The organism is Actinophytocola sp. NPDC049390 (assembly GCF_044466355.1).
Lineage (GTDB): Bacteria > Actinomycetota > Actinomycetes > Mycobacteriales > Pseudonocardiaceae > Actinophytocola.
The window spans coordinates 1211133-1234188 of record NZ_JBITMQ010000001.1 but is presented as its reverse complement, the minus strand read 5'-3'; the positions used below and the strand labels follow the sequence as shown (position 1 = coordinate 1234188).

Here is a 23056-nt window from a genome sequence, read left to right as displayed (position 1 = left end):
TACCCGGGTCCCGGAGGTCGAAACACGCCGCGCTCCCGCAGGTGGCTCAACGGCCGCGCGGGTCGACCAGGACGGAGCGCGCGTCCCGCAGCGCCTGGCGCGCCTCGTCGGTGGCGCCCGCGAGAAGCAGGCTCGTGGCCAGCCGCACGCCGTCGGCCGCCTGCGTCACCTGGCAGGTCTCGCCGCACGCGGCGGTACGGGCCAGGGCCGCGCGCAGGTCGTCGACGAGCCGGGGTGGTGGTGTCGACGCTGGTGCGGGTGCCGTCAGCCGCGGGAGCACGGCGTCGATGCCCGCGAGCAGGAACCGGCCGGCGGGCGGGACGGGCTCGGCACGTCGCGGGGTCGGTTCGGCTCTCCGCCGCGTCGTGGGCGACGGTCTGCCCCGTGCGCTGGGTCCGGTCATCGACGTCGCCTCCGCTCGCCTGGGCGCTGTACACAGTGGATTCCTCACCGGTACGGCCCCAAACCGGAACGCCGACGTCGCCGCCCTGCTCACCGCGGGTGCACGCCGCCGTAGAACTCCACGCCGGAGAGGCTGTGGGTGACCCGCTGGACCCGGTCGCCCGAGTTGCCCTCGATCAGCGTGACCCGGTCACCGTCGACCGACTCCACGACCCCGACGTGGGTGCTGGTGCTCGTGGACTCCGGGCCGCTGCCGAACGGCAGCACGTCACCCGGACGTGCCTGGCCGAGGTCGCTCGCGTCGTAGGCCAGGCCGCGTTCCTGGCCCCAGGTGTAGACGTCGCCGGTGAACGGCAGGGACGGGATGTCCACACCGGACTCACGCCACACCCACGTGGCGAACGACGAACACCACGCCGCGGCCGGGCCGTACTTGTTCTCGTCGCCGGGGCCTTCCTCGTAGCCCAGCTCGCCCCTGGCGACGTCGAGGATCCTGCCCTCCGTCGCGCCCGCCGGTGCCTCCCCTGCCGGTGGCTCCGCGGGAGGTACCTCCTCGCCAGGAGTTCCGCCAGGGGTCCCACCGCCGCCCGGCTCCCCGTCGACGGGCCCCGGCTGTTCCGGCACGGTCGGGATCCACTCCAGCGGCGCGCCGCCGTGTGGCGTGAACCCGCCGGTGTCCGGGCCGGGCATCGTGGAGAACCGGGAACCGATCCCGTCCAGGATCCCGGAGACCGTGGCCGCGGCCTCCGTCAGCGCCGCACCGGCGAGCTCGATCTGCGCCTCGACCTGCGGCCGGTACCGCTCGACCGCGTCGTCGACCTGCGTGCCGAGTTCGCCCTCCGGCGCCGGGCAGCCCATCGCCTGCACCTCGGTGACAAGAGTGGCGAACAGCCCTTCCAGCGCGTCCCGGGCGCCCTGCACCGGTGCCGCCCGCGGTGTACAGCGCGGAGGCCGCGTTCGTCAACGCGTCGGCGACCGACATCCCGGCCGTGGTGAACCCGCTCATGTAGCCGACGAAACTGTCGGCGGCCGCGCCGTCCCACGCGCCGTCGACGTCGACCACCACCGCCCTGACCTTGTTCGCGGCCACCGCGGTCCTGCCGCTCGCCTCGGTGAACCTGGTGCCGAGCTCGTCGAACACCCCGGCGTCGACGGTGGCGTAGAGCGGGTCCGCGAGGGTAGCCAGTCCCGGTGCGCTGCCCGGCAACGCGGCGACGGCGTCCTTGTGCGTCATGGCATCCTCCGCGCCGGGACCAGGCACCGGGCGTTGTTCTGCTCGGTGTCGCGGACGCCGTCGATGACGGCCTCGACCGCGACGCCGACCTGGGCGAGCCGCTCACCCGCCGCGCCGATCTCGGTGGCGACGGCGTCGGAGAAGGCGTTCACCGCGTCGGCGAGCTCCCCGGCTGCATCGAGGTCGCCGAACGAGGCCGCGCTGACACCCGATGGCAGGTCGTCCGCGGCGGCCGTCATGGGTCCGACCTGGCCGGACACCTCGGTACGACACTGTTCGAGAGCTTCCAGGTCGACGGTGAATCCGCCCATGTCCCGCTCCAGGTGGTCGACGGTTTCGGACGTCACCGACCGTGGCAGGTGCCCCGGCACCGGACCAGGACCTGCGAGCGGCCATCTGTGTCCGGTGGAAAGCGGTGGTCAGCGACCGCCGACCGGGCGAGCCGGACAGTGGTGTCCGCCGCAGGAACGCGCACGGGATACCCTGTGGACGGTCGCTCCGGTTTGCTGGCAAGGCTCAGGGCCCCACGACGGTCTGTGACGATCCCCAGTGTCGATCCCCGATGTCGATGTGAAGGCGGCCGCGCCCCCGAGAAGGAGACCGAACATGAGCCAGGACGTGACCGGCTTCGTCGACCTGGAACTTCGGCCGGAACTGGTACGGGCACTCGCTCGGCTGGGCTACGAGGAACCGACGCCCATCCAGCGTCTGGCCATCCCCCCGGTGCTGGCGGGCCGCGACCTCGTGGGGCAGGCCGCGACCGGCACCGGCAAGACCGCCGCGTTCGCGCTTCCGCTGCTGCAGCGGATCACGTGGCCCCGCGACGAGACCGACCCGGTCGGGCTGGTGCTGGTGCCGACCAGGGAGCTGGCCGTCCAGGTGTCCGAGGCGATGCACCGCTACGGACACGACCTGGGCGCGCGTGTCGTCCCCGTCTACGGCGGCCAGCCGATCGGCAGGCAGCTCGGGTCGCTGCGCCGGGGCGTCGACGTGGTGGTCGCGACCCCCGGGCGCGCGCTCGACCACATCGCGCGCGGCACGCTGCGGCTCGCGGACCTGCGGACGGTGGTGCTCGACGAGGCCGACGAGATGCTCGACATGGGGTTCGCCGAGGACATCGAGGCCATTCTCGCCGACACCCCGGAGGACCGGCAGACCCTGCTGTTCTCCGCGACCATGCCGGCCAGGATCAACGGCATGGTCCGCCGCCACCTGCGGGACCCGGCGCGGATCGAGCTGGGCCGGGAGGAGTCCACGGACGACGACGTCGCGCTGGTGCGGCAGACCGTCTACGTCGTCCCGCGCGGCCACAAACCGGCCGCGCTGGGGCGGGTGCTGGACGTCGAGGCACCCACGGCGGCGGTCGTGTTCTGCCGCACCAGGGAGACGGTCGACCAGCTCACCGAGACGCTGAACGGGCGCGGCTACCGGGCCGAGGGCCTGCACGGCGGGCTCGACCAGCCGCAGCGTGACCGGGTGGTCGGGCGACTGCGGGCGGGCACGCTCGACCTCGTGGTGGCCACCGACCTCGCGGCGCGGGGGCTGGACATCGAGCAGCTCACCCACGTCGTCAACTACGACGTGCCGAGCGCGCCCGAGTCCTACGTGCACCGCGTCGGCCGTGTCGGGCGAGCGGGGCGGGAGGGGGTCGCCGTCACGCTCGCCGAGCCGAGGGAACTCCGGATGATCAAGACGATCGAGCGGGTCACCGGCCGCCGGATCCCGGCCGAGACCCTGCCGACCGTCGCCGACCTGCGCTCCCGGCGGCTGGAGCTGACCCGCGCGGCACTGCGCGAGACCCTCCTGGAGGACGGGCTGGAGCGGTTCCGCGCCGTGGTGGAACCCCTCGCCGAGGAGTTCGACCTGGTGGACGTCGCGCTCGCCGCCGTCAAGCTGGCGCACGAGGCGAACGGCGCCGCGGACGACGAGGAGGAGGACATCCCCGAGGTCGCCCCGGCGGCGCTGAGCGACCGCCCCGGCCGTGACCGCCGGCCCGCCAGGCCCGCCCGTGAGGGCATGACCCGGCTGTACGTGGGCTCGGGACGCGCCGCGGGCATCCGGCCGCAGGACCTGGTGGGCGCCATCGCGGGCGAGTCACGGCTCACCGGGCGTGACATCGGCGCGATCGAGATCGCCGACCGGTTCTCGCTCGTCGAGGTCCCCGAGTCGGCCGCGGACGAGGTGATCGCCGCGCTGCGGGGCAGCAGCATCAAGGGGCGCCGCACGACCGTGCGCAGGGAGCGCTTCCAGTCCAAGCCGCGCCCGAAACGACGCGGCTGACGCCACCCATGGCCGACGCGGACGAGGTTGAGGTCGTTGAGGTCGTTGTCGCCCATCGCGAGCGCGCGACCCTGCGCGTCGGCGACGTGTACCTGAAGATCGACGCCGACCGGGCACGCACCGACGTCGAGGTCGAGGCGATGGCCATGGCGCCGGTCCCGACGCCGGACGTCCTGTGGCGCAAGCCGTCCGTGCTCGCGCTCGCCGCACTCCGCGGTTCCCCGCTCGGCCGCCTCGGCGAGCCGTCGACCGCCTCCCCGGCCGCGTGGGCCGCGGCGGGCGCCGCCGTCCGGGCACTGCACGACGCGCCGCTGCCGCCCTGGCCCGGCCGGAGCCGGGACGTGTTCGCGGCGCAGCTCGCGGCGGAGTGCGAGTGGCTCGTCGTGAACGACGTCCTCCCCGACAACCTGGTGACCCGCAACCGCGAGGTCGCCGAGGCCGCGCTCCGCCCGTGGACACCGGTGTTCATCCACGGCGACCTCCAGGTGGCCCACGTGTTCGTCGACGGTGACGAGGTCACCGGCGTGCTCGACTGGTCCGAGGCGGCCCAGGGTGACGCCCTGTTCGACCTCGCCACCCTGTCGCTCGGGCACGAGGAGCACCTCGACGACATCGTCGCGGGCTACGGCGGCGACGTCGACCTCGACGTGCTCCGCGCGTGGTGGTCGCTGCGCAGCCTGCTCGGTGTGCGCTGGCTGGTGGAACACGGCTTCGACCCGTTCGCGCCGGGCTGCGAGGTCGATGTGCTGAAGTCCCGGATGTGAGACCGGCGCCGTCCGGAAAGCTGCCCCTTGGGGAGGGAAACCGACCTGGTCGGGCCGTCATCGTGGACGCACCCGACGAACGAGGGGCGTGCCATGACCCGACCGACCGTCCAGCAGGGCGACTTCGACAACAACGACGTCCGGCTGCTGCAGCAGATGTTGCGCGACATGAACTATCCCGTCGGTGACATCGACGGCGACTTCGGGCCCGTCACCGAGGCCGCGCTCGTCACGTACCAGAAGGACCACATGATCGGTGATCCCGAGGGCGTGTGCGGGGTGAACACGTGGGCCGCGCTGGAGGCGCAGTTCGGCGACCTCGACGGACTGCGGTCCGAGGAGAGCATCGCCGACTACGTCAACGACACCTACGGCACCGCGCACAGCTCGATGGATCCCCAGGAGCAGCTCGACGCGCTGGCCGCGGCCGCCAACGAGCAGCTCACCGCGGCCGGGGTGCCCTACGTGCCGATCGCGTTCGGCGACGCCGGGACGAACTGGGCCATCTTCGACTGGCGACCGTGGGCCGTCACCGTCAACCGCGACCTGTACGTCAACGCGCAGGCGAACGGCGAGGCCGCCGAGAACATGGACACGATCTACCACGAGTCGCGCCACAGCGAGCAGTGGTGGACGATCGCGCGCCTGCTCGCCGGGCTGTACGACATGGACGGTCCGGCCATCCACGCCCACACGGAACTGAACCTCGACATCGCGAACCTGGCCGTCGACTACCCGATCCTGGAGTCGAACACGACGACCACGGCGGCGATCGCCTGGTACGAACAGAACTTCGGCGTCTCGCCCGTCCCGGCGGGCGTCGACCCGCCCCGGGAGGCCGACGCGGGCGCGACGGGCGGCAGCGTGAAGCGGCAGGTGCGGGAGTACGTCGAAGGCGGGCCCGCGACCGGACGGCGGGTGCTGCGCCGCGACGACGAGGACGCGAGCGAGATCCGCTACCTCCAGGAACTGCTGATCTACCGCGGTTTCACGCCGGGCGACGTGGACGGCGACTTCGGCCCGAAGACCGAGGCCGCGGTGAAGGCGTTCCAGGCGAGCAGGGGCCTCGAGGACGACGGTCTGGTCGGTCAGCTCACGTGGGAGGCACTGCTGCCGTGACCCGGCCGGTGGCAAGAAAAGGACAACGCGCCTCGACCGCCGCCGCCGGTGGATCACGATGGCCGCATGAAACGCTCACATGTGGTGACGTTCGTGGCTTCCGGCACCCTGCTGGTCGGCGTGGCGGTCGGGGTGCCGGTTCTCGCCGCGCCCGACACCGAAGTGGAAACCGGTGCGGCCATCCGGGCCTGTGACCACCCCGCACAGGTGCTGGACCTGAGCAACTGGAAGGTCCAGCTGCCGATCGGCGAGGCGGAGCGCCCGGACGAGGTGCAGCAGCCGGAACTCGCCACGTACCAGGTGGATCCGTGGTTCACGCCGACCGCCCGGTGCGACGGCGTGGTGTTCCGGTCCGCGGTCAACGGGGTCACGACCGGCGGGTCCAACTACCCGAGGTCCGAGCTGCGGGAGATGGGCGCAGGCGGCGGAGACGAAGCGTCGTGGGCGGCCGACCAGGGCACGCACGTGATGACCATCGACCAGATGGTCACGCACCTGCCCAACGACAAGCAGCACATGGTGGTCGGCCAGATCCACGGCGGCAGCGACGACGTGTCGGTGTTCCGGGTCGAGGGCACCAGCCTGTACGTCACCAATGGCGACGACCCCCACTTCCAGCTGGTGACCGACGACTTCCGGCTGAACACCCGGTTCCAGGTGCGGTTCGTGGTGGCGAACGGGACGATCAACGCGTACTACAACGGTGAACCGGCGGCCACCCTGGACGCCGACTTCACCACGGGCTACTTCAAGGCAGGCGCCTACACACAGGCCAACTGCGAGAACTCCAGCCCGTGCGACGAGAGCAACTACGGCGAGGTCGTCATCCACCGGGTGGCCCTCGGCGGTGGTGGCGGCACCCCGCCACCACCGCCGTCGTCGGAGACCCCCAGCCCGGCCCCGCCGCCGTCGTCCGACGACCCCAGCCCCACCCCGCCGCCGTCCTCCGACGACCCCAGCCCTGCCCCGCCGCCACCGTCGTCCGACGACCCCGCCCCGCCGCCGGGTGGCGCGCTGGCGGTGTCGCGGGTGACGTCGAGCGGTGACGACGGCAACGTCGCGGCCAACACGCTCGACCACGACCTGTCCACGCGCTGGTCGGACGAGGGTGACGGGGTGTGGATCCGCTACGACCTCGGTTCGGCCACGACGGTCGGCTCGGTGGCCCTCGCCTGGCACAAGGGTGACTCCCGGGAACAGGACTTCGAGATCGAGACCTCGGTCGACGGGGAGGACTGGACCACCGTGTTCGAGGGCACGACCAGCGGAACCACGCTGCGGAGCCAGAAGTACGACGTCGACGACACCCGGGCCAGGTACGTGCGGATCGTGGGCGACGGCAACACCGAGAACGACTGGACCAGCATCACCGAGACCGCCATCTACCGGACCTGACGGCCCGGGGCGTCCCGGAGGAGCGGTTCGATCTCGTCGCGAGCGACGGGTCCGTACGCGTCGGCCAGGCGGCGCAGACCGGTGTCCACGTCGAGGTGCCATTCCTGGGTGCCTGCCGTCTCCAGCACGAGGGTGGCGACGAGCGACCCGAGCTGGGCGGCCCGTTCGGCCCGCAGCCCGCCGCCGATGCCTGCGATGAACCCGCCGCGGAAGGCGTCGCCCACCCCCGTCGGGTCGACGATCGCACGGGCGGGTACCGCGTCGACGTGGGTTTCGCGGCCGTCCGCGGTGACGAGCAGGCAGCCCTTGTCGGCGAGCGTGGTGACGCGGAGTTCGACCCGGCGTGTGATCTCGTCGGCGTCCCAGCCCGTCCTGCGGGTGAGCAGTTCCCACTCGTACTCGTTGGTGAACAGGAACCTCGCACCGTCCACAAGGGACCGGCAGGCGGTGCGGTCCAGCCTCGGCAGCTGCTGGGACGGGTCGGCCGCGAACGGGACACCGAGCTCGCGGGCCTCCTCGGTGTGGGCGAGCATGGCGGCCGGGTCGTTCGCGCCCACCAGCACCAGGTCGACCGCCCGCGCCGCCAGGACCGGCGCCAGCGTGATGTTCCTGGCCTCGGCCATCGCGCCGGCGTAGAACGACGCCAGCTGGCACTGGTCGTCGTCGGTGGTGCAGGTGAAGCGGGCGGTGTGCGCGGTCGGCGACACGTGCAGGTGCGTGCAGTCGACGCCGTGGCGGGCCAGCCAGGCCCGGTAGTCGTCGAAGTCCGGCCCCACCGCGCCGACGAGGACGGGCGCCTGGCCGAGCACGCCCAGCGCGAACGCGATGTTGGCCGCGACGCCGCCGCGGCGGATGACCAGGTCGTCGACGAGGAAGCTCAGCGACAGGCGGTCGAGGTGGGTGTCGACCAGCTGCTCGGCGAAACGGCCCGGGAACCGCATCAGGTGGTCGGTGGCGATCGAGCCGGTGACGACGGTGGGCATGACGTCCTCTCAGAACACGATGGTGGTGCGGCCGTCGACCAGGACCCGGTTCTGGCAGTGCCACCGCACGGCCCTGGCCAGCACGGTGCGCTCGATGTCCGCGCCCCTGCGGGTCAGCTCGGCGACGCTCGCGCGGTGCGAGACGCGGACGACGTCCTGCTCGATGATCGGTCCCTCGTCCAGGTCCTCGGTGGCGTAGTGCGCGGTGGCACCGACCAGCTTCACCCCTCGTGCCTTCGCCCGCTCGTACGGCCCGGCGCCGGCGAACGCGGGCAGGAACGAGTGGTGGATGTTGATCACCGGCACACCGATCCGGTCGAGGAAGTCCGCCGAGAGGATCTGCATGTACCGGGCCAGCACGACCAGGTCCACCTTGCCGCACAACAGGTCCAGCTGCCTGCGTTCCGATTCGGGCTTGGTCGCGCGGGTGACGGGGACGTGCTCGAACGGCACCCCGAACCCGGCCACGTCCTCGGCGAGGTCGGGGTGGTTCGACACGACCTGCACGATCTCCACGGGCAGCTCCCCGCGCCGGGCCCGCCACAGCAGGTCGAGCAGGCAGTGGTCGTAGCGGGAGACGAACACGGCCACCCTGGTGGTGGCGGCGGCGTCCCGGAACCGGGACACCCCACCGAGGACGGGCGCGACCTCGGCCGCGAAGTCACTCTCCAGTTCGGACAGTCCGGGGCCGCCGCCGGGCAGGTGGAACTCCACCCGCAGGAAGAACCGGCCGTCCGCGAGCCCGGTCGAGTACTGGTCGGACGAGACGATGTTGGCGCCGCGGCGGTGCAGGAACGTGCTGATGCGCGACACGATGCCCGGGGCATCCCTACAGGACACGACAAGTCTGCCGGTGGTCGTCATCGCTAGTACCGGTAGTGCTCTGGCTTGAACGGACCGGCCACGTCGACGCCGATGTACTCGGCCTGCTCCTTGGTGAGCCGGGTCAGCTCACCGCCCAGGGCCGCCACGTGGATCCGCGCGACCTTCTCGTCGAGCACCTTCGGCAGCCGGTGGACCTCGCGGGCGTAGGTGTCGTGCCTGGTGAACAGCTCGACCTGCGCGATGACCTGGTTGGCGAAGGAGTTCGACATGACGAACGACGGGTGGCCGGTGGCGTTGCCGAGGTTCATCAGCCTGCCCTCGGACAGCACGAGAACGGCGTGCCCGTCGCCGAACACCCACTCGTCGACCTGGGGTTTGATCGTGGTCCGGCGGATCCCCGGCTCACGGGCGAGCCCCGCCATGTCGATCTCGTTGTCGAAGTGGCCGACGTTGCCGACGATCGCCTGGTGCTTCATCCGCCGCATGTGGTCGACGGTGACGATGTCCTTGTCGCCGGTGGTGGTGATGACGATGTCGGCCCGTTCCACCACGTCGTCGAGCCGCGCGACCTGGTGGCCTTCGAGGAGCGCCTGCAGTGCGCAGATCGGGTCGACCTCGGTGACGATCACCCGCGCGCCCTGCCCGGCGAGCGCGTCCGCGGCGCCCTTGCCGACGTCGCCGTAACCGCACACGACGGCCACCTTGCCGCCGATCAGCACGTCGGTCCCCCGGTTGAGTCCGTCGACGAGCGAGTGGCGGATGCCGTAGCGGTTGTCGAACTTGCTCTTGGTGACCGAGTCGTTGACGTTGATCGCCGGGAACAGCAGGCGACCCTGTGCGGCGAGCTGGTAGAGGCGGTGCACACCGGTCGTGGTTTCCTCGGTGACACCGCGGATCCCGGCCGCGACGGCCGTCCACCTGCCCAGTGTGCGGCGCAGCGTGTCGAGGATGATCCGGTGCTCCTCCGGGTCGTCCTCGGTCGCGGCGGGCACGGCGCCCGCCGCTTCGAACTCGGTTCCCTTGTGGACGAGCAGGGTGGCGTCGCCGCCGTCGTCGAGGATCATGTTCGGGCCGCGGCCGTCGAAGTCGAACAGCCGCTCGGTGCACCACCAGTACTCGTCGAGCGTTTCGCCCTTCCACGCGAAGACCGGCACGCCTCGGGGCTCCTCCGGCGTCCCGTGTGGACCGACGACGACGGCCGCCGCGGCGTGGTCCTGGGTGGAGAAGATGTTGCACGACACCCACCGCACGTCGGCGCCGAGCGCGGTCAGCGTCTCGATCAGCACGGCGGTCTGCACGGTCATGTGCAGCGACCCCGCGATCCGCGCACCGGCCAGCGGGCGGGCGTCGGCGTACTCGCGGCGCAGCGCCGTCAACCCGGGCATCTCGTGCTCGGCGAGCCGGATCTCGGTGCGCCCGAACTCGGCGAGCCCGAGGTCCGCGACGGCGAACTCGATGCCGTTGCGCGTGTCGTGGATCATGCGGGCTCCTTCACGGTCAGGTTCGCGGCGGCACGCAGCGCGTCGGCGCGGTCGGTGCGTTCCCACGGCAGGTCGACGTCGGTCCGGCCGAAGTGGCCGTAGGCGGAGGTCGGCGAGTAGATGGGGCGGTGCAGGTCCAGGTAGGACCGGAAGGCGGCGGGGCGCAGGTCGAAGTGCTCGGCGACGAGTTCGTCGAGCAGCCCGCGGCCGACCCGCTCGGTGCCGAACGTGTCGACCAGCACGGACACCGGCCGCGCCACGCCGATCGCGTACGCCACCTGCACCTCGGCACGGTCCGCGAGCCCGGCGGCGACCAGGTTCTTCGCCACGTACCGGGCCGCGTACGCCGCCGACCGGTCCACTTTGGACGGATCCTTGCCGGAGAACGCGCCGCCGCCGTGCCGCGCGAACCCGCCGTAGGTGTCCACGATGATCTTGCGTCCGGTCAGGCCGGCGTCGCCGACCGGGCCGCCGATCACGAACCGGCCGGTCGGGTTGACCAGCAGCCGTGACCGCAGCAGGGCCGGGTCGTACAGGTCGGGCGGCAGCTCGGCGGTGACGACGTGGCGCCACAGGTCGTCGCGGATCTGCTCGACGCCCACGTCCTCGGCGTGCTGGGTCGAGACCAGCACCTGCTCGACCGCGACGGGAAGGCCACCCGCGTACCGGACCGACACCTGGGTCTTGCCGTCGGGCCGTAGGTAGGGCAACGTGCCGTCCTTGCGCACGGTCGCGAGTCGGCGGGACAGCCGGTGCGCCAGCGCGATCGGCGTCGGCATCAGCTCGGGTGTCTCGTTCGTGGCGTAGCCGAACATCATGCCCTGGTCCCCGGCGCCGGCCCGGTCGAGCTCGTCACCGGAGCCGTCCCGCCGCTCGAAGGCCTGGTCGACGCCCTGCGCGATGTCGGGTGACTGCTTGTCCAGCGCCGTGAGGACGGCGCAGTGGCGACCGTCGAAACCGCAGTCGCTGTCGTACCCGATCCGGGTGATCGTGTCCCGGACGATGCCGGTGTAGTCCAGCTGTCGCGGGGTGGTGATCTCCCCCGCCAGCACCACCATGCCGGTGGTGACCAGGGTTTCGCAGGCAACTCGCGCGTACGGGTCGTCGGCCAGTGCCGCGTCGAGCACGGCGTCGGAGATCGCGTCGGAGATCGCGTCGGCGACCTTGTCCGGGTGTCCCTCGGTCACCGACTCGGACGTGAAGAGGAAATCGTGCACGGTCACGCTCCTTGGACGATCGGTTCTGGCAACGGGCGAAGGGTGCGGCGGACCTGCGCCGTGCCCTCGACCATCGCGGCGAGCTTGGCGCGGGCCACGGCACCGGACAGGTTCCGCAGCCCGCAGTCCGGGTTGATCACCAGCTGTTCGGCGGGCACGAGGTCGAGCGCCGCGCGAATGCGCTTCGCGACCGTCTCGGCCGTCTCGACCTCCTGGCTCTTCACGTCGAGGACGCCGAGCCCGACCGTGCGGTCCCACCCGAACTTCTCGATCACCGGCAGGTCCTCGTAGCCCTTGCGGGCGAACTCCAGCACGAGCTGGTCGACCCGCGCGTCGAGCACGGCCGGGAACAGGAAGTCGTAGTGGCCCTCCCACGACGGCCGCGCGTAGCGGTTGCCGTAGCAGACGTGCAGCGCCCAGCTGACGTCCACACCCGCGGTGACGGCGTTGACGCCCTCGACCGCCACCGTCACGTCGCCGGGGTAGCCGGCGAGGAACGGCTCGTCGATCTGCAGCAGCGTCGCGCCGCGGGCCGCGAGGGCGTGTGCGGCGCCGTTGAGGCGGTGGGCGAGGTCGAGCACCAGCGCGCGCTGGTCGGCGTACGCCTGGTTGCGCAGCCTGCGCGCCAGCGAGTACGGACCGGTGAACGAGAACTTGATCGGCGCGGTCGTCTGCGCGGCGGTGAACGCGAAGTCGTCCGCGAGCCAGGCCAGCTCGTCGCCGGTGGCGGGCGGCAGGGGCGCGGTCACCGCGAGGTCGTGGTAGTCGAAGTAGAAGTCCTTCGTGGCGCGCCGGACCTCGATGCCGGGCAGGCGCGCGAGGAAGTAGTCGACGTCGTTGTCCCTGCGCAGTTCGCCGTCGGACACGATGTCGATGCCCGCCAGTTCCTGGTCCCGCAGCGCGGCCTTGATCGCCATGTCGTGCACGTCGGCCAGTTGCGCGCCGCTCACCCGGCCACGGGAGTAGTCGGTCTTGAGCCGTTCCATCCACTCCGGCACGGGGAACGAACCCACCACGGTCGTCGGCAGCAGAGGCAGGCTCATCAGTCCCGCACCTGTGCCGTCATGGTCACCACGTGCCCGCCCGCGCGGTGGCGGAACGGCGCGTAGTCCACGTCGAACCCGCGCTTGCGCCCGACATGGGCGAGCAGGGGGCCGTTGACCCAGTTGACGACCGACCCGTCGTACTTGCCGGGCCCGCGGAACGTCGTGCGGTAGCCCTGGATGTCGTCGACGAAGATGTCGTGGCACACCAGCTTCCCGAACGGGTGCAGCAGGCCCAGGGTGTCGACGAAGCTCGCGACGGCCCCGTTGCTCACGTGCATGCGCACGTCCGCGCCGGACTCGAGCAGCGGGCGCAGCGCCTCCCCGGTGAGGGTGTCGGTGAGCGGGTAGGTGTCGAGTCCGGCGAGCGGCACGTAGCGTTCCGCCAGGCGCAGGGCCGCCCAGGTGTCCTGCCAGAAGCGCACCGCGGCGTCGGTGTCCGCGAAGTGGTCGGGGCACGCCTCGGCGAGCAGCACGGGGCCCAGTCGCAGCAGCTTGTGCACCAGAGCGGGCAGCTCGTCGACGGTCGCCGAGACCGACTCGGCCAGTTCGGCCGCCTCCTCCCCCGGCAGACAGGCGCGGTTGTGCACGCAGTAGGTGCGCCCGCCCAGCTGCGCCACCTCGTCGGTCGGCAGGTTGTCGTAGACGTTGGAGATGTAGACCAGGAACGCCTTGTACCGCAGGAAACCCAGCGAGGTGCGGGGCCGGGTGGCGTCGAGCACGAACGAGCTGACGCGCTCGGTGTGCTCAGCGACCGTCTCCCTGGCCAGGTCGAGCACGTGCGCCGAGTAGTCGCACATGAGGTAGCGCAGGCGGCTGTAGTAGGCGGTGCCGCGATGCCGGTCGAGGTCGCGGAACTCGTCGAGGAACACCTTGGCCTGGCCGCCGTTGCCGACACCGAGTTCGATGACGTACAGCTCGTCGGGCAGCGCGGCGCTCGCGGCGAGGCGGTCCCAGACGGCGAACAGCTCACCGATCAGTTCCGCGGCGGCGGCCCGGTTGCGGGCGTCGCTCTCCCCGCCGGGCAGCGCCTGTTCGTAGCCGCGGCCGGTGGCCTTCTCCCACAGGTCCAGCGCGGACCAGTAGAGGGCGTTGAACCGCCAGACGCAGCTGTCGCGGCCGGGCCGCCAGTCCTCGAGGTAGACCCGGTCCGGCGACTGGCGGAGCAGTGCGGAGGTCAGCTCGCCGACGGGCGCGTCGGCGGCCCGGCGCACGTCCACCGCGATCTCCAGGTCACCGTTCAGGATGGGCCGCAGCTGCACGACATCGCGGAAGTTGTTGCGGTACTGCACCCAGTCGCACACGACCCGCACCTTCCCGAGGTCGGTGTCGCTGGCGCTGACCGCCGCGACCACCGGGAGCACGGACGCGCCCAGGTCGGCGGGCTGCTTCCCGCGCAGCCGCGCGTGCGGACGGAACTCAACGAGCATCGGCACTGCCCTCCAGAGTCGTGACGTGCGGCGCGATCCCGGCACGGTCGAGGATCTCGGGCACGCCGTGCTCGAACCCGAACGCCATCACGTGGACCCCCGCGACGCCGGGAAGTTCGGCGAGTTCCCGGATCGTCTCCGCGCACAGCCGCAGGCCCGTCTCCCCCACCCGGTCGGCGGGCACACCCCGAAACCGTGCGTCCACTTCGGACGGGACGTGCACGCCGGGGACGGCGGTGCGCAGGAACTCGAGCATCCGCGAGGACCGGATCGGCCCGACGCCCGGCAGGACCGCGCAGCGTTCCGTGACGCCGAGATCGCGCAACCGGGCCAGCCATCGTGCGAACACCGGCACGTCGAACACGTACTGCGTCTGCACGAACTCCGCGCCCGCCGCCACCTTCTTCGCGAGCCGGTCGGCACGGTGCGCCAGCGGCGGCGCGAACGGGTTCTCGACCGTCCCGATCAGCCACCGCGGTGCGACCGTGAGCGGGTCACCGGACATCAGCGTGCCGTCCCGCAGCGTGCGGGCCAGCCACGTCAGCTGCACGCCGTCGAGGTCGAACACGGGTTTCGCCTCCGGGTGGTCGCCGAGCTTCGGGTGGTCGCCGGTCAGCAGCAGCACGTGCGGGATGCCCAGCGCACCCGCGGCCAGCAGGTCGGACTGCAGCGCCATCCGGTTGCGGTCACGGCAGGTCAGCTGCATCACCGGCGCGAGACCGGACCGCTGCACGAGGACCGCCGCGCCGAGGCTCGACATCCGCACCCGGGCGCCCTGGTTGTCCGTCACGTTGACCGCGTCGACCCAGCCGCGCAGCAGTTCCGTCTTGCGGGCCAGGGCGTCCGGGTCGGCGCCACGCGGCGGGCCCAGCTCCGCGGTGACCGCGAACCGGCCCGCGTCGAGCGCGTCCCGCAGTCCCGCGGTCACGGCCGCACCTCGATGACCATCGTGTCGTCGCGGCCCTGCCAGTAGTTGACCCACGAGCTGCGGCCCTGCTCGCGGTGGTCCACCGGTCGCTGCAGCAGGTCGAGGTCGGTGCCGTGACCGGCGGCCACCGCGCGGTCATGGGCGAGCACCCACACGCAGCGGACCGCCGGGTGCACCTCGCACCGGCCCTCGGGCGACACGCCCCCGCACGGCCCGTTGCGCAGCTGCTTGGGGCAGGTCATCGGGCACGCGTAACCGGTGGTCGGCAACGCGCACTGGCCGCACATCCGGCAGCCGAACAGCTTCTCCTTGGACACGCGCTCGGTGGCGGTGAACACGCGGTAGGCACGCGGGCTGCGCTCCAGCCGCGCGGCAAGCCACCGGTAGGCGCGGTTCGTGGCCAGCACGGCGTGCAGCCGGTAGGACCACCGCGCCGGGATCCGCGGCCGGAACGGCGTCGGCCAGGTGCTCACGGCCACAACGTCTTGCTCGCGATCGCCGCGCCCGCACCGAGCGCGCGCAGCTTCGCCCAGGCGATCTCCTCGTGCCCGACGCGGGAACCGATCCCGCAGTCGGTGCCCGCCTGCACGTTCTCCCTGCCGAGCACGCTCGCGAAGTTGACCAGCCGCTCCGCGACCAGCTCCGGGTGCTCGACGAGGTCGGTGGCGTGGCTGACCACACCCGGCATGACGTTGCGTCCCTCGGGAAGCGTGACGTCCTCCCACACCCGCCACTCGTGCGCGTGGCGGACGTTGCCGGACTCGATCGCGTAGGTCTGCGCGTTGATGCGCGGGATCAGGTCGACGACGTGCCGCAGCTCGATGTCGGTGACGTGCGGCCGGTGCCCGCTGCCGAAACAGCTGTGGAACCGGACCTGTTCGAGCGGGACGCCGTCGAGGGAGTGGTTGATCACCTCGACGGCCATCTCCAGGTACTTGCGGTACCGGGGCACGTCCCAGTCGGGGTAGAACGTCCACGTGGTGAGGAACTCGGGTTCGTCGAGCTGCACGATCAGTCCGGCGTCGGTGATGGCGCGGTACTCCTCACGCATCACCTCGGCGACCGCGAACAGGTACTCCTCTTCGCTGGCGTAGTACTCGTTGACCGCGCCCGCGCCGAGGCTGAGCGGGCCGAGCGCGGCGATGAAGCCCTCCGTGTCCCCGCCCGGCAGTGCCTTCTGGAGTGCGGTGACGTCCGCCGTGACCGCGTCGTATCCGGTGTAGCGCACCGGTTCGACGCACACGCGGGTGCCGCGGCGGCGCGGTGTGCGGCCTGGGGTGGCGAAGCCGGGGCGGATGGCTCCGCCGGAACCCGAAAGCCAGAGGCCGGACTCGTAGGTGCCGGGGAAGAGGGCGCGGTCGCGTTCGCCGGGGCCGCCACGCTTGGGCGGCGGCGCGGCGTCGCCGTCGCGGACCTCCCAGCCGGTGACGCGGGCGTTGACGTACCCGGTGTAGGCGCCCGCGGCGCCCGCCTTCACGTACTCGCCGTCGTTGACGACGTCGATGCCGCAGTCGACCTGGGTGCCGACGACGTCCCGCACCGCCGAGACGAGACGGGTCTCGACGGCGGTCTGGTCCCGGTCGGTGGTGGCCAGCAGCGCGTCGAGGTCGGCGGGCAGTGGCAGGTTTCCGCCGTGGGAGGTCCTGATGTGTCCAACGTTCCGTCGCATCATTCCGCCTTCGCTCGTACGAACTTCTGCAGTTGGTGGTCGCCGAGGCTCGCCGGGACCCGGCCCGCCGCGACGCCGAAGGTGCCGGTGACCTCGCCCACGTAGACGTCGCCCGCCGAGTCGACCGCGATGGCGTGCGGGGCGATGAAGTCCCCCGGCGCGCCCCACCTGGCGACCACGTTCCCGGCCGGGTCGAAGACGGTGACGCGGCCGGGCAGGTCGACCGCGGTGGTGCCGCGGGTGAACGACGCGGTGCCGAGGGGTCGCCACAGCTCCGACACGTACACCAGGCCGTCCCCGTCGACGGCGAGGTCCGTCGGCCGCTGGACGTCCGTCCAGGACGTCATATAGGTGCCGTCGAGGTCGAAGACCTGGATGCGGTCGTTCTCGCGGTCGCAGACGAGGATCCGGCCGCCCGGTGTCGCGCGGATGCCGTGCGGCAGGTGGAACTCGCCGGGACCGACCCCGATCCCGCCCCACGACGTGATCAGCTCGCCGTCCGCGGTGAAGCGGTGCACGCGGCAGTTCCCGTACCCGTCGGCGACGTAGAGGTCACCGGTCGGGGCCACGGTGAGGTTCGTGCACCCGTTGAACGGACCAGCGGGTCGCGCGACCGTTTCGACGTTGTGCACCACGGGTTTCCCACCCCTGCGGTAGCCGGTGTCGGTCGGCACGCCGGGGGTGCCGATGGTCTGCAGCAGCGTGCCGTCCTGGCTGAACCGGCGCACGGTGTGGTCGCCGCAGTCGACGCAGTAGACAGTGCCGTCGGGGGCGACGGTCAGGCCGTGCGGCGTGGTGAAGACGCCGTCCCCCCACGTCGTCAGGAACGTGCCGTCGCGGTCGTAGACGAACACGCGGTTCTCGTTGCGCGTCAACAGGTACACGCGGTCGTCGGCGTCGACGTCAACGCCCGCCACGTCGCTGTGGTGGTGTTCCGGCGGCAGCCGCTCCCAGTCCGGCAGCGCCTCGTAGTTCATCGGGCCACCGCCGGCAGCCAGCCCCACGGGTGGGTGCCCCAGACCGGCGGCACGAGTTCCCCCGCACGCACCGTGTGCACGGGGACGATGCCGTGCTCGCCGCGGAAGGTGGCCTTGGTGGTGTCGGTGAACGTGAAGTCGCCGCGCACCAGGTCGAGCACGGTCAGGTCGGCTTCCCGCCCGACCGCGATGGCGCCGAGGTCGTCCTGCCTGCCGACGGCCGCGGCGGCGTGTCCGGTCGTCATGGCCACGACGTCGGCGAACGGGTAGCCGACCGCCATGAACTTGGCCATGCACTCCACGAGGCTGTGGAACGACTGGCCCATCGCGGTGACGTCGCTGCTGATCGTGTCCGGCACCAGGCCGCGCTCGGCCTGCTCGCGGGCCACGGCGTAGCCGAAGTTGCCCATGCCGATCGCGGGGTCGAGCACGACTCCGCGGGCCCTGGCCTCGGCGAGCAGCTTGAGGGAGGCGTCGAGGTCGTCCATCACGCCGCCGGGGTTCGGGGTGCACAGGTGTGTGAGGACGTCCCCGGGCTCCAGCGCGTCGAGCAGGTAACGGGTCACCTCGCCCATCCGGTCCACCCGGGGGCGCTGCGCCGCCTTCATGTCGCCGATGTGGACCATGAGCGGCACGCCGTGCTCGCGGGCGATCGCCTTCGACCGGCGGACGAGGTCCTCGCCGCGTTCGTTGACGAGTTCGCCGACCAGCCGCAGCTTCACACCGCCGACGAGGCCCGGGTTGTGCTCGACGCACTTCGCGACGGCCGGCGCGTCGAGGTCGTCGAGGGAGGCGAAGTCGGCCGGGCCCGGCATGGTGTGCGCGTACCGTCCGGCGTTCACGAAGACGACGACCCTGGTGCGTGCCTTCGGCAGGACGTGCGCCGGGAAGACCCCGACGTTCGCCACGCCGACCGACCCGGCGTCGACGAGCGTGGTCACGCCCGAGCCGATCCCCACCACGTCGGGGTCGCAGCAGCCCATGCCCACCCCGGCGGTCGTCGCGCCGTGCGCCACGTGGGTGTGGATGTCGATCAGGCCGGGGACCACGTAGCGGCCCGTGCCGCGCACGTCGAGGACCGTGCCGGTGGCGTCGAGTTCCGGCGCGATGGCGGCGATCCGCCCGCCCGTGATCCCGATGTCCATCCGTCCGTCCAGACCGGACCCGGGGTCGAGGACGTGTCCGCGGATGAGGAGGTCGAAGCCCGTCTCGGGAGTCGTCATCGCCGCCACCCGTGGGGCAGGCCCGCCGTCTGGAGCGCGCCCCGCGCTTCGAGGTCGGGGACGGCGGCGCCGAGCCCGATCCGGTCGAGCACCTCGACGGCGTCCGTGCCCGCCGGCGCGACGGGCGCGCCGATCCGCGGACCCGTCGCGGACATGGACAACGCGATGCCTGGCATGGTCACCTCACCCACTTCCGCCGAAACCTGTGTGACGCTCAGTCCTCGTTCCCGCACCAGCGGATCCGTCATCAGCTCGGCGAGGTCGACCACCTCGTGCGCGCCGATCCCCATGGCGCGCAACACGTCCACCCACTCACGCGCCGTGCGGGTCGCGAAGGCGGCGTCGAACCTCGGCTGGAGTACGTCCAGCGAACGCCCCCGCGGCACCGTGAACCCCGCCACCTCCGTGAGGCGGTACAGGTCCGCGAGGGTCGCGCCGAGGAAGAACCAGCGGTCGCTCGCCCGGTAGAACCGTTGCAGCGGCGTGTGTCCGCGCGCCCCCGGCCCGGCCGGTTCGCGGCCTGGCGCGCCGCGGGCGTGCTTGAGCAGGAACGCCGCCTGGTGGTAGGTGCTCGCCTGCGCCAGTGACGTGCGCAGCCGCAGTCCCTCGCCGGTGACCAGGCGGTGGTAGATCCCGACCACGGCCCCGAACGCGGCGAGCACGCCGGTGCCGTAGTCGAGCAGGTTGTAGGGGCCGAGCACCGCCGGTTGCCTGCCGGGGCCACCCGCGCGGGCCATCAGGCCGGTGACCGCCTGGCCCTGCGTCTCGTACCCGCGGCCCGGCGCCCACGGCCCGATGCCGCCGTAGCAGCTGACGGCGACGTGGACGACGTCCGGTTTGCGCGCGTTGACCCGCTCGTGGCCGATACCGTAGCGCTCAGCCGTGCCGGGCGGGAAGTTCTGCAGCACGACGTCCGCGTCGTCGACGAGGGACCAGAACACGTCCTGGCCCGGCTGGTCGCGCACGTCGAGCAGGACCGTCCGCTTGCCCCGGTTGACGACACCGTGCGCGAAGATCGTGCGGCCCGGAGCGTTGACCTTGACGACGTCCGCGCCCAGTTCGGCGAGGATCCGCCCGGCCGTCGGGCCCGCCAGGATCTGCGTCAGGTCCACCACGCGCAGCCCTTCCAGCGGGCGGCGGCGCGGTTCGCCGGTCGGTGCCGGACGGTCGGGGGCTGGTGCCGCCAGCTCACGCAGGATGCCGTCGCGGTCCTCGTCCGGCAGATGACGCGGACCGACCGGGTCCTGACCGTCGCCGACGTGCAGCACCGCACCCGGCATGAGCGTCGGCCCCAGCCGCGGGTCGTCGAGCCGCGTGACGGCGCCCGACGCGCGGGCGTGCGCCGACTCCAGCCACTCCTCCGGCGTGCGGACCCTGGCCAGCGGCACGCCCGCCGCGTGACCGAGGTCCTCCCACTCCTGGGCAGTGCGGGTGGCGAACAGCGCGGTGAGGCGCTTGCGGAGCAGGTCGTCGTCGGTCTCGTCGATCCACTCCGGCCGGTCCGCGGCCCGCAGGAACCAGGCCACGAAGCGGCGGGTCGCGCCGATCGGGTTGAACTGCACGTGGCCGCCGTCCGCGCACAGGTAGGTGCCGCTGCCGTTGCTCCTGATGGGGCGCGGCGGCGCCATACCCCACGCGGTGACGTAGGCGCCCGCGTCGCCGATCGCCTCGAACATCGCGTCGAACAGCGGCACCGAGACGTGCTGGCCCGACCCGGACCGGTGCCGTTCGACCAGCGCGGCCACGACACCCACGGCGCCGAGGAACGCGGCGAAGTTGGAGGCGACCGGGACCGCGCTGTAGGTCGGCACGGAGCCGTCCCACCCGTCGGGAGCCTCACCCGCGCGCAGGCGGCAGTTGCCCGTCGCCGCGTCCACGACGCCCTCCCAGGCACGCACGCCCGCGCGCGGGTCGTCCGGGGCGAACCCGGGCAGCGACACGTAGACCAGCCCGGGCACGGCCTTCCGCAGCTGTTCCCAGCCCAGGCCGAGGCGCGTCATCACCCCGGGCCGGAAGTTCTCGACGAGCACGTCGGCTCGCGCCGCGAGACGGTGCGCGACCTCGCGGTCGCCGGGGTCGGTGAGATCGAGGGAGATGCGCCGCTTGCCGCGGTTGAAGAAGGCGTCGGCCGTCCGGTCGGCGTCCCGGTTGCCCGGCGCGTCGACGTGGACCACGTCGGCGCCCTGGTCGGCGAGCATGACCGCCAGCAGCGGCCCCGCCACGTGGTGACCGAAGTCGACGACCCGGATGCCTTGGAGCGGTCCGGCCACGGTGCCTCCTCTGTCCACAGTGGCCGCTGATCGGCCGTGAGTCGAGCGTAGGTCGCCGCGGGAGCCGCTGGGGCGACGGAAAAGCACGCAACTGTTGACCTCAGCTCAACGGTCACGGACACTCGCCACGTGCCCCGGCTCCCACCGCTCAACGCGTTGCGCACCTTCGAGGTGGCCGGGCGGCTCGGCAGCATCCGGGCGGCGGCCGAGGAACTGGTCGTCACCCCGGGTGCGGTCAGCAGGCAGGTCCGTGTGCTCGAGTCGTGGCTCGGCGTGCCGTTGTTCGCGCACGAGGGCCGCGGCCTGCGGCTCACCCCCGACGGCGCGCGGTACCTGGACGCCGTGACGCGGCACCTGGCGGCGCTCGGCGCGGCCACGGACGAGCTCACCGGCCGGTCCGCGAGCGAGCATGCGCTCCACATCCGCGCCTACACCCTGTTCGCCACCAACTGGCTCATCCCCCGGCTGTCCGGTTTCCACCAGAGCCAGCCGTGGGTGGAGCTGGAGCTGATGACCTCCAGCCGTCCCGACGACTTCGGCCAGGGTGACGTCGACGCGGAGATCCTGCCCGCGGGCAGGCAGACGTCGCCGGGGTTCGAGACGGACGTGCTGGTCTCCGACGAGGTCGTGCTCGTGTGCAGTCCCGCCTACCGGCAGCGGTACGGGCTCGAGGTCCCCGCCGACGTCGCCCACCTGCCCGCGCACGGGTTCCTGCGGTCGGTGGCGTCGCCCGAACTGTGGGACCGGTGGTTCGCGGCCGCGGGCCTGCACGGCGTCGACGCGCGGCACGGCCCGAGCTTCGGCGACTCGAGCCTGACCTGCCGGGCGGCCGCCGCGGGCCAGGGCGTCGCGCTCGCACCGCTCACGTTCGTGGCGGCCGACCTCGCCGCGGCGCACCTCGTCATGCCGTTCGCGCAGGGCGTGGGCCCGCTGATGCGGTTCTGCCTCGCCCGCCCGACGGACCGTCCGCGTACGCGCGCGTTCACCGCGTTCCGGGCGTGGCTGCTCGGTGAGGCGAGATCAGCGACCGAAGTAGAAGGCGTGCGCCGCGGCCGAGATCCCGTGACGTAGCACCGGATCGGGCACGACCCGGTCCAGCACCGCCAGCTCCCCCGCGTAGTCGGCCGGGCGTTTCGCGCCGACGAACGGGGCGTCGCTGCCCCAGAACACCCGTCGCGGGCCCGCGTGCGCGAGCAGTGTCACGGCGAAACCCGCCAGCTCCTCCGGGGTGACCGGGAAGCGGTACCCGGCTGAGAGCTTCACCCGGAAGCGCCCGGTGTCGAGGGCCCGCAGCAGCGCCTCCCCGCCGGGGGTCGCGTAACCGTCGCGGGGGCAGGGATCGCCGTAGTGGTCGACCACGACGTCCACACCGGACCGGGCGAGCTGCGCGAGCACGGGTGGCATGCGGTCGCGTTCGACGTTGAGTTCGACGTGCCAGCCGAGGTCCGCCACGTCGCGGAGCAGGCGGGCGTGGTCGTCGTCGGTGAGGTCGGGCAGCGCTGTTCGCCTGCGCCACTGGAAGCGGACGCCGACCACGCCGTCGTCGCGCAGCGCGGCCAGTTCGCGCCGGTCGGTGCCGGGGCCGACGTCGACCGTGCCCCGCAGCCGGGGATTCCCGCGCAGGGCGGCGATCGTGTAGGCGTTCCGGTCGTCGAGCAGGCTCATCGCCGAGACCACGCCGTGGGTCACGCCGTGCCGGGTCATGAGCTCCTCGAACGCCTCGACCGCCAGCTCCACGTCCGGCGCCGTCCACGCGGTCGACGCCAGCGGCAGCGCGCGGGTGAACAGGTGCACGTGCGTGTCGACCAGCACCGGG

At 72.3% G+C, this 23056-nt stretch carries 21 protein-coding genes; 5 read left to right on the top strand and 16 right to left on the bottom strand.

The genetic code is table 11. The features are described from left to right. Nucleotides 1–46: 46 nt before the first annotated feature. The 3 genes from ACIBVP_RS05560 to ACIBVP_RS05550 all read right to left on the bottom strand — a co-directional run bounded on the left by ACIBVP_RS05560 (nucleotide 47) and on the right by ACIBVP_RS05550 (nucleotide 1983). Nucleotides 47–403: a hypothetical protein gene (locus tag ACIBVP_RS05560; RefSeq protein ID WP_396104746.1), complete on the bottom strand. Its 357-nt coding sequence runs from the start codon at nucleotides 401–403 to the stop codon at nucleotides 47–49. 89 nt (nucleotides 404–492) lie between these two features. After that, nucleotides 493–1323, bottom strand: a complete 831-nt coding sequence (locus ACIBVP_RS05555) for a CHAP domain-containing protein (protein WP_396104745.1) — start codon at nucleotides 1321–1323, stop codon at nucleotides 493–495. Between the two features lie 309 nt (nucleotides 1324–1632). After that, on the bottom strand, nucleotides 1633–1983 hold the full coding sequence (locus tag ACIBVP_RS05550) for a hypothetical protein (RefSeq protein ID WP_396104744.1): 351 nt from the start codon (nucleotides 1981–1983) through the stop codon (nucleotides 1633–1635). A 259-nt stretch (nucleotides 1984–2242) separates the two neighbouring features. On the opposite strand from ACIBVP_RS05550, the gene ACIBVP_RS05545 reads away from it, so the two are divergent. The 4 genes from ACIBVP_RS05545 to ACIBVP_RS05530 all read left to right on the top strand — a co-directional run bounded on the left by ACIBVP_RS05545 (nucleotide 2243) and on the right by ACIBVP_RS05530 (nucleotide 7194). Next, entirely contained in the window at nucleotides 2243–3916 is a 1674-nt protein-coding gene (locus tag ACIBVP_RS05545) for a DEAD/DEAH box helicase (RefSeq protein ID WP_396104743.1), read from the top strand. An 8-nt stretch (nucleotides 3917–3924) separates the two neighbouring features. Next, a complete protein-coding gene (locus ACIBVP_RS05540; protein WP_396104742.1) occupies nucleotides 3925–4680 on the top strand; it encodes a phosphotransferase in 756 nt (251 codons plus the stop codon). A 93-nt stretch (nucleotides 4681–4773) separates the two neighbouring features. Then, nucleotides 4774–5799, top strand: a complete 1026-nt coding sequence (locus tag ACIBVP_RS05535; RefSeq protein ID WP_396104741.1) for a peptidoglycan-binding protein — start codon at nucleotides 4774–4776, stop codon at nucleotides 5797–5799. A gap of 66 nt (nucleotides 5800–5865) precedes the next feature. After that, nucleotides 5866–7194, top strand: coding sequence for a polysaccharide lyase family 7 protein (locus tag ACIBVP_RS05530; RefSeq protein WP_396104740.1), 1329 nt, complete (start codon nucleotides 5866–5868; stop codon nucleotides 7192–7194). Here ACIBVP_RS05530 and ACIBVP_RS05525 read toward each other — a convergent pair. Genes ACIBVP_RS05525 through ACIBVP_RS05470 form a run of 12 tightly spaced genes read right to left on the bottom strand, consistent with a single transcriptional unit; the run spans nucleotide 7182 to nucleotide 21240 of the window. Continuing rightward, nucleotides 7182–8177, bottom strand: a complete 996-nt coding sequence (locus tag ACIBVP_RS05525; protein WP_396104739.1) for a carbohydrate kinase family protein — start codon at nucleotides 8175–8177, stop codon at nucleotides 7182–7184. The genes ACIBVP_RS05530 and ACIBVP_RS05525 overlap by 13 nt on opposite strands. A 9-nt stretch (nucleotides 8178–8186) precedes the next feature. Continuing rightward, the gene (gene purU, locus ACIBVP_RS05520) at nucleotides 8187–9041 is read right to left on the bottom strand and encodes a formyltetrahydrofolate deformylase (RefSeq protein WP_396104738.1); all 855 of its coding nucleotides are present in this window, start codon (nucleotides 9039–9041) and stop codon (nucleotides 8187–8189) included. A gap of 2 nt (nucleotides 9042–9043) precedes the next feature. Then, complete coding sequence (gene ahcY, locus ACIBVP_RS05515; RefSeq protein ID WP_396104737.1) at nucleotides 9044–10483, bottom strand: adenosylhomocysteinase; 1440 nt, start codon at nucleotides 10481–10483, stop codon at nucleotides 9044–9046. Then, a complete protein-coding gene (gene metK, locus ACIBVP_RS05510; RefSeq protein ID WP_396104736.1) occupies nucleotides 10480–11706 on the bottom strand; it encodes a methionine adenosyltransferase in 1227 nt (408 codons plus the stop codon). Before metK ends, ahcY begins: the two co-directional genes overlap by 4 nt. After that, entirely contained in the window at nucleotides 11703–12743 is a 1041-nt protein-coding gene (locus ACIBVP_RS05505) for a hypothetical protein (RefSeq protein WP_396104735.1), read from the bottom strand. Before ACIBVP_RS05505 ends, metK begins: the two co-directional genes overlap by 4 nt. Then, nucleotides 12743–14173: a hypothetical protein gene (locus tag ACIBVP_RS05500; protein WP_396104734.1), complete on the bottom strand. Its 1431-nt coding sequence runs from the start codon at nucleotides 14171–14173 to the stop codon at nucleotides 12743–12745. The genes ACIBVP_RS05505 and ACIBVP_RS05500 overlap by 1 nt, the downstream gene beginning before the upstream one ends. Beyond that, on the bottom strand, nucleotides 14163–15101 hold the full coding sequence (locus ACIBVP_RS05495; RefSeq protein ID WP_396104733.1) for a methylenetetrahydrofolate reductase: 939 nt from the start codon (nucleotides 15099–15101) through the stop codon (nucleotides 14163–14165). The genes ACIBVP_RS05500 and ACIBVP_RS05495 overlap by 11 nt, the downstream gene beginning before the upstream one ends. After that, nucleotides 15098–15574 carry a methylenetetrahydrofolate reductase C-terminal domain-containing protein gene (locus ACIBVP_RS05490; protein WP_396104732.1) on the bottom strand — a complete coding sequence of 159 codons (477 nt, stop codon included), beginning with the start codon at nucleotides 15572–15574 and terminating at the stop codon, nucleotides 15098–15100. The genes ACIBVP_RS05495 and ACIBVP_RS05490 overlap by 4 nt, the downstream gene beginning before the upstream one ends. After that, nucleotides 15571–16770, bottom strand: a complete 1200-nt coding sequence (locus tag ACIBVP_RS05485) for an epoxyalkane--coenzyme M transferase (RefSeq protein ID WP_396104731.1) — start codon at nucleotides 16768–16770, stop codon at nucleotides 15571–15573. Before ACIBVP_RS05485 ends, ACIBVP_RS05490 begins: the two co-directional genes overlap by 4 nt. Beyond that, nucleotides 16770–17747 (bottom strand): peptidyl-alpha-hydroxyglycine alpha-amidating lyase family protein, encoded by a 978-nt coding sequence (locus tag ACIBVP_RS05480; RefSeq protein WP_396104730.1) that lies wholly within the window; start codon nucleotides 17745–17747, stop codon nucleotides 16770–16772. The genes ACIBVP_RS05485 and ACIBVP_RS05480 overlap by 1 nt, the downstream gene beginning before the upstream one ends. Beyond that, nucleotides 17744–18970: an amidohydrolase family protein gene (locus ACIBVP_RS05475; protein ID WP_396104729.1), complete on the bottom strand. Its 1227-nt coding sequence runs from the start codon at nucleotides 18968–18970 to the stop codon at nucleotides 17744–17746. The genes ACIBVP_RS05480 and ACIBVP_RS05475 overlap by 4 nt, the downstream gene beginning before the upstream one ends. Beyond that, nucleotides 18967–21240 carry a CaiB/BaiF CoA transferase family protein gene (locus tag ACIBVP_RS05470; protein ID WP_396104728.1) on the bottom strand — a complete coding sequence of 758 codons (2274 nt, stop codon included), beginning with the start codon at nucleotides 21238–21240 and terminating at the stop codon, nucleotides 18967–18969. Before ACIBVP_RS05470 ends, ACIBVP_RS05475 begins: the two co-directional genes overlap by 4 nt. Before the next feature lie 129 nt (nucleotides 21241–21369). On the opposite strand from ACIBVP_RS05470, the gene ACIBVP_RS05465 reads away from it, so the two are divergent. Then, nucleotides 21370–22311, top strand: coding sequence for a LysR substrate-binding domain-containing protein (locus ACIBVP_RS05465; protein ID WP_396104727.1), 942 nt, complete (start codon nucleotides 21370–21372; stop codon nucleotides 22309–22311). Here ACIBVP_RS05465 and ACIBVP_RS05460 read toward each other — a convergent pair. Continuing rightward, nucleotides 22261–23052, bottom strand: coding sequence for an amidohydrolase family protein (locus ACIBVP_RS05460; protein ID WP_396104726.1), 792 nt, complete (start codon nucleotides 23050–23052; stop codon nucleotides 22261–22263). The two genes, ACIBVP_RS05465 and ACIBVP_RS05460, sit on opposite strands and share 51 nt — an antisense overlap. Between the last annotated feature and the right edge of the window lie 4 nt (nucleotides 23053–23056).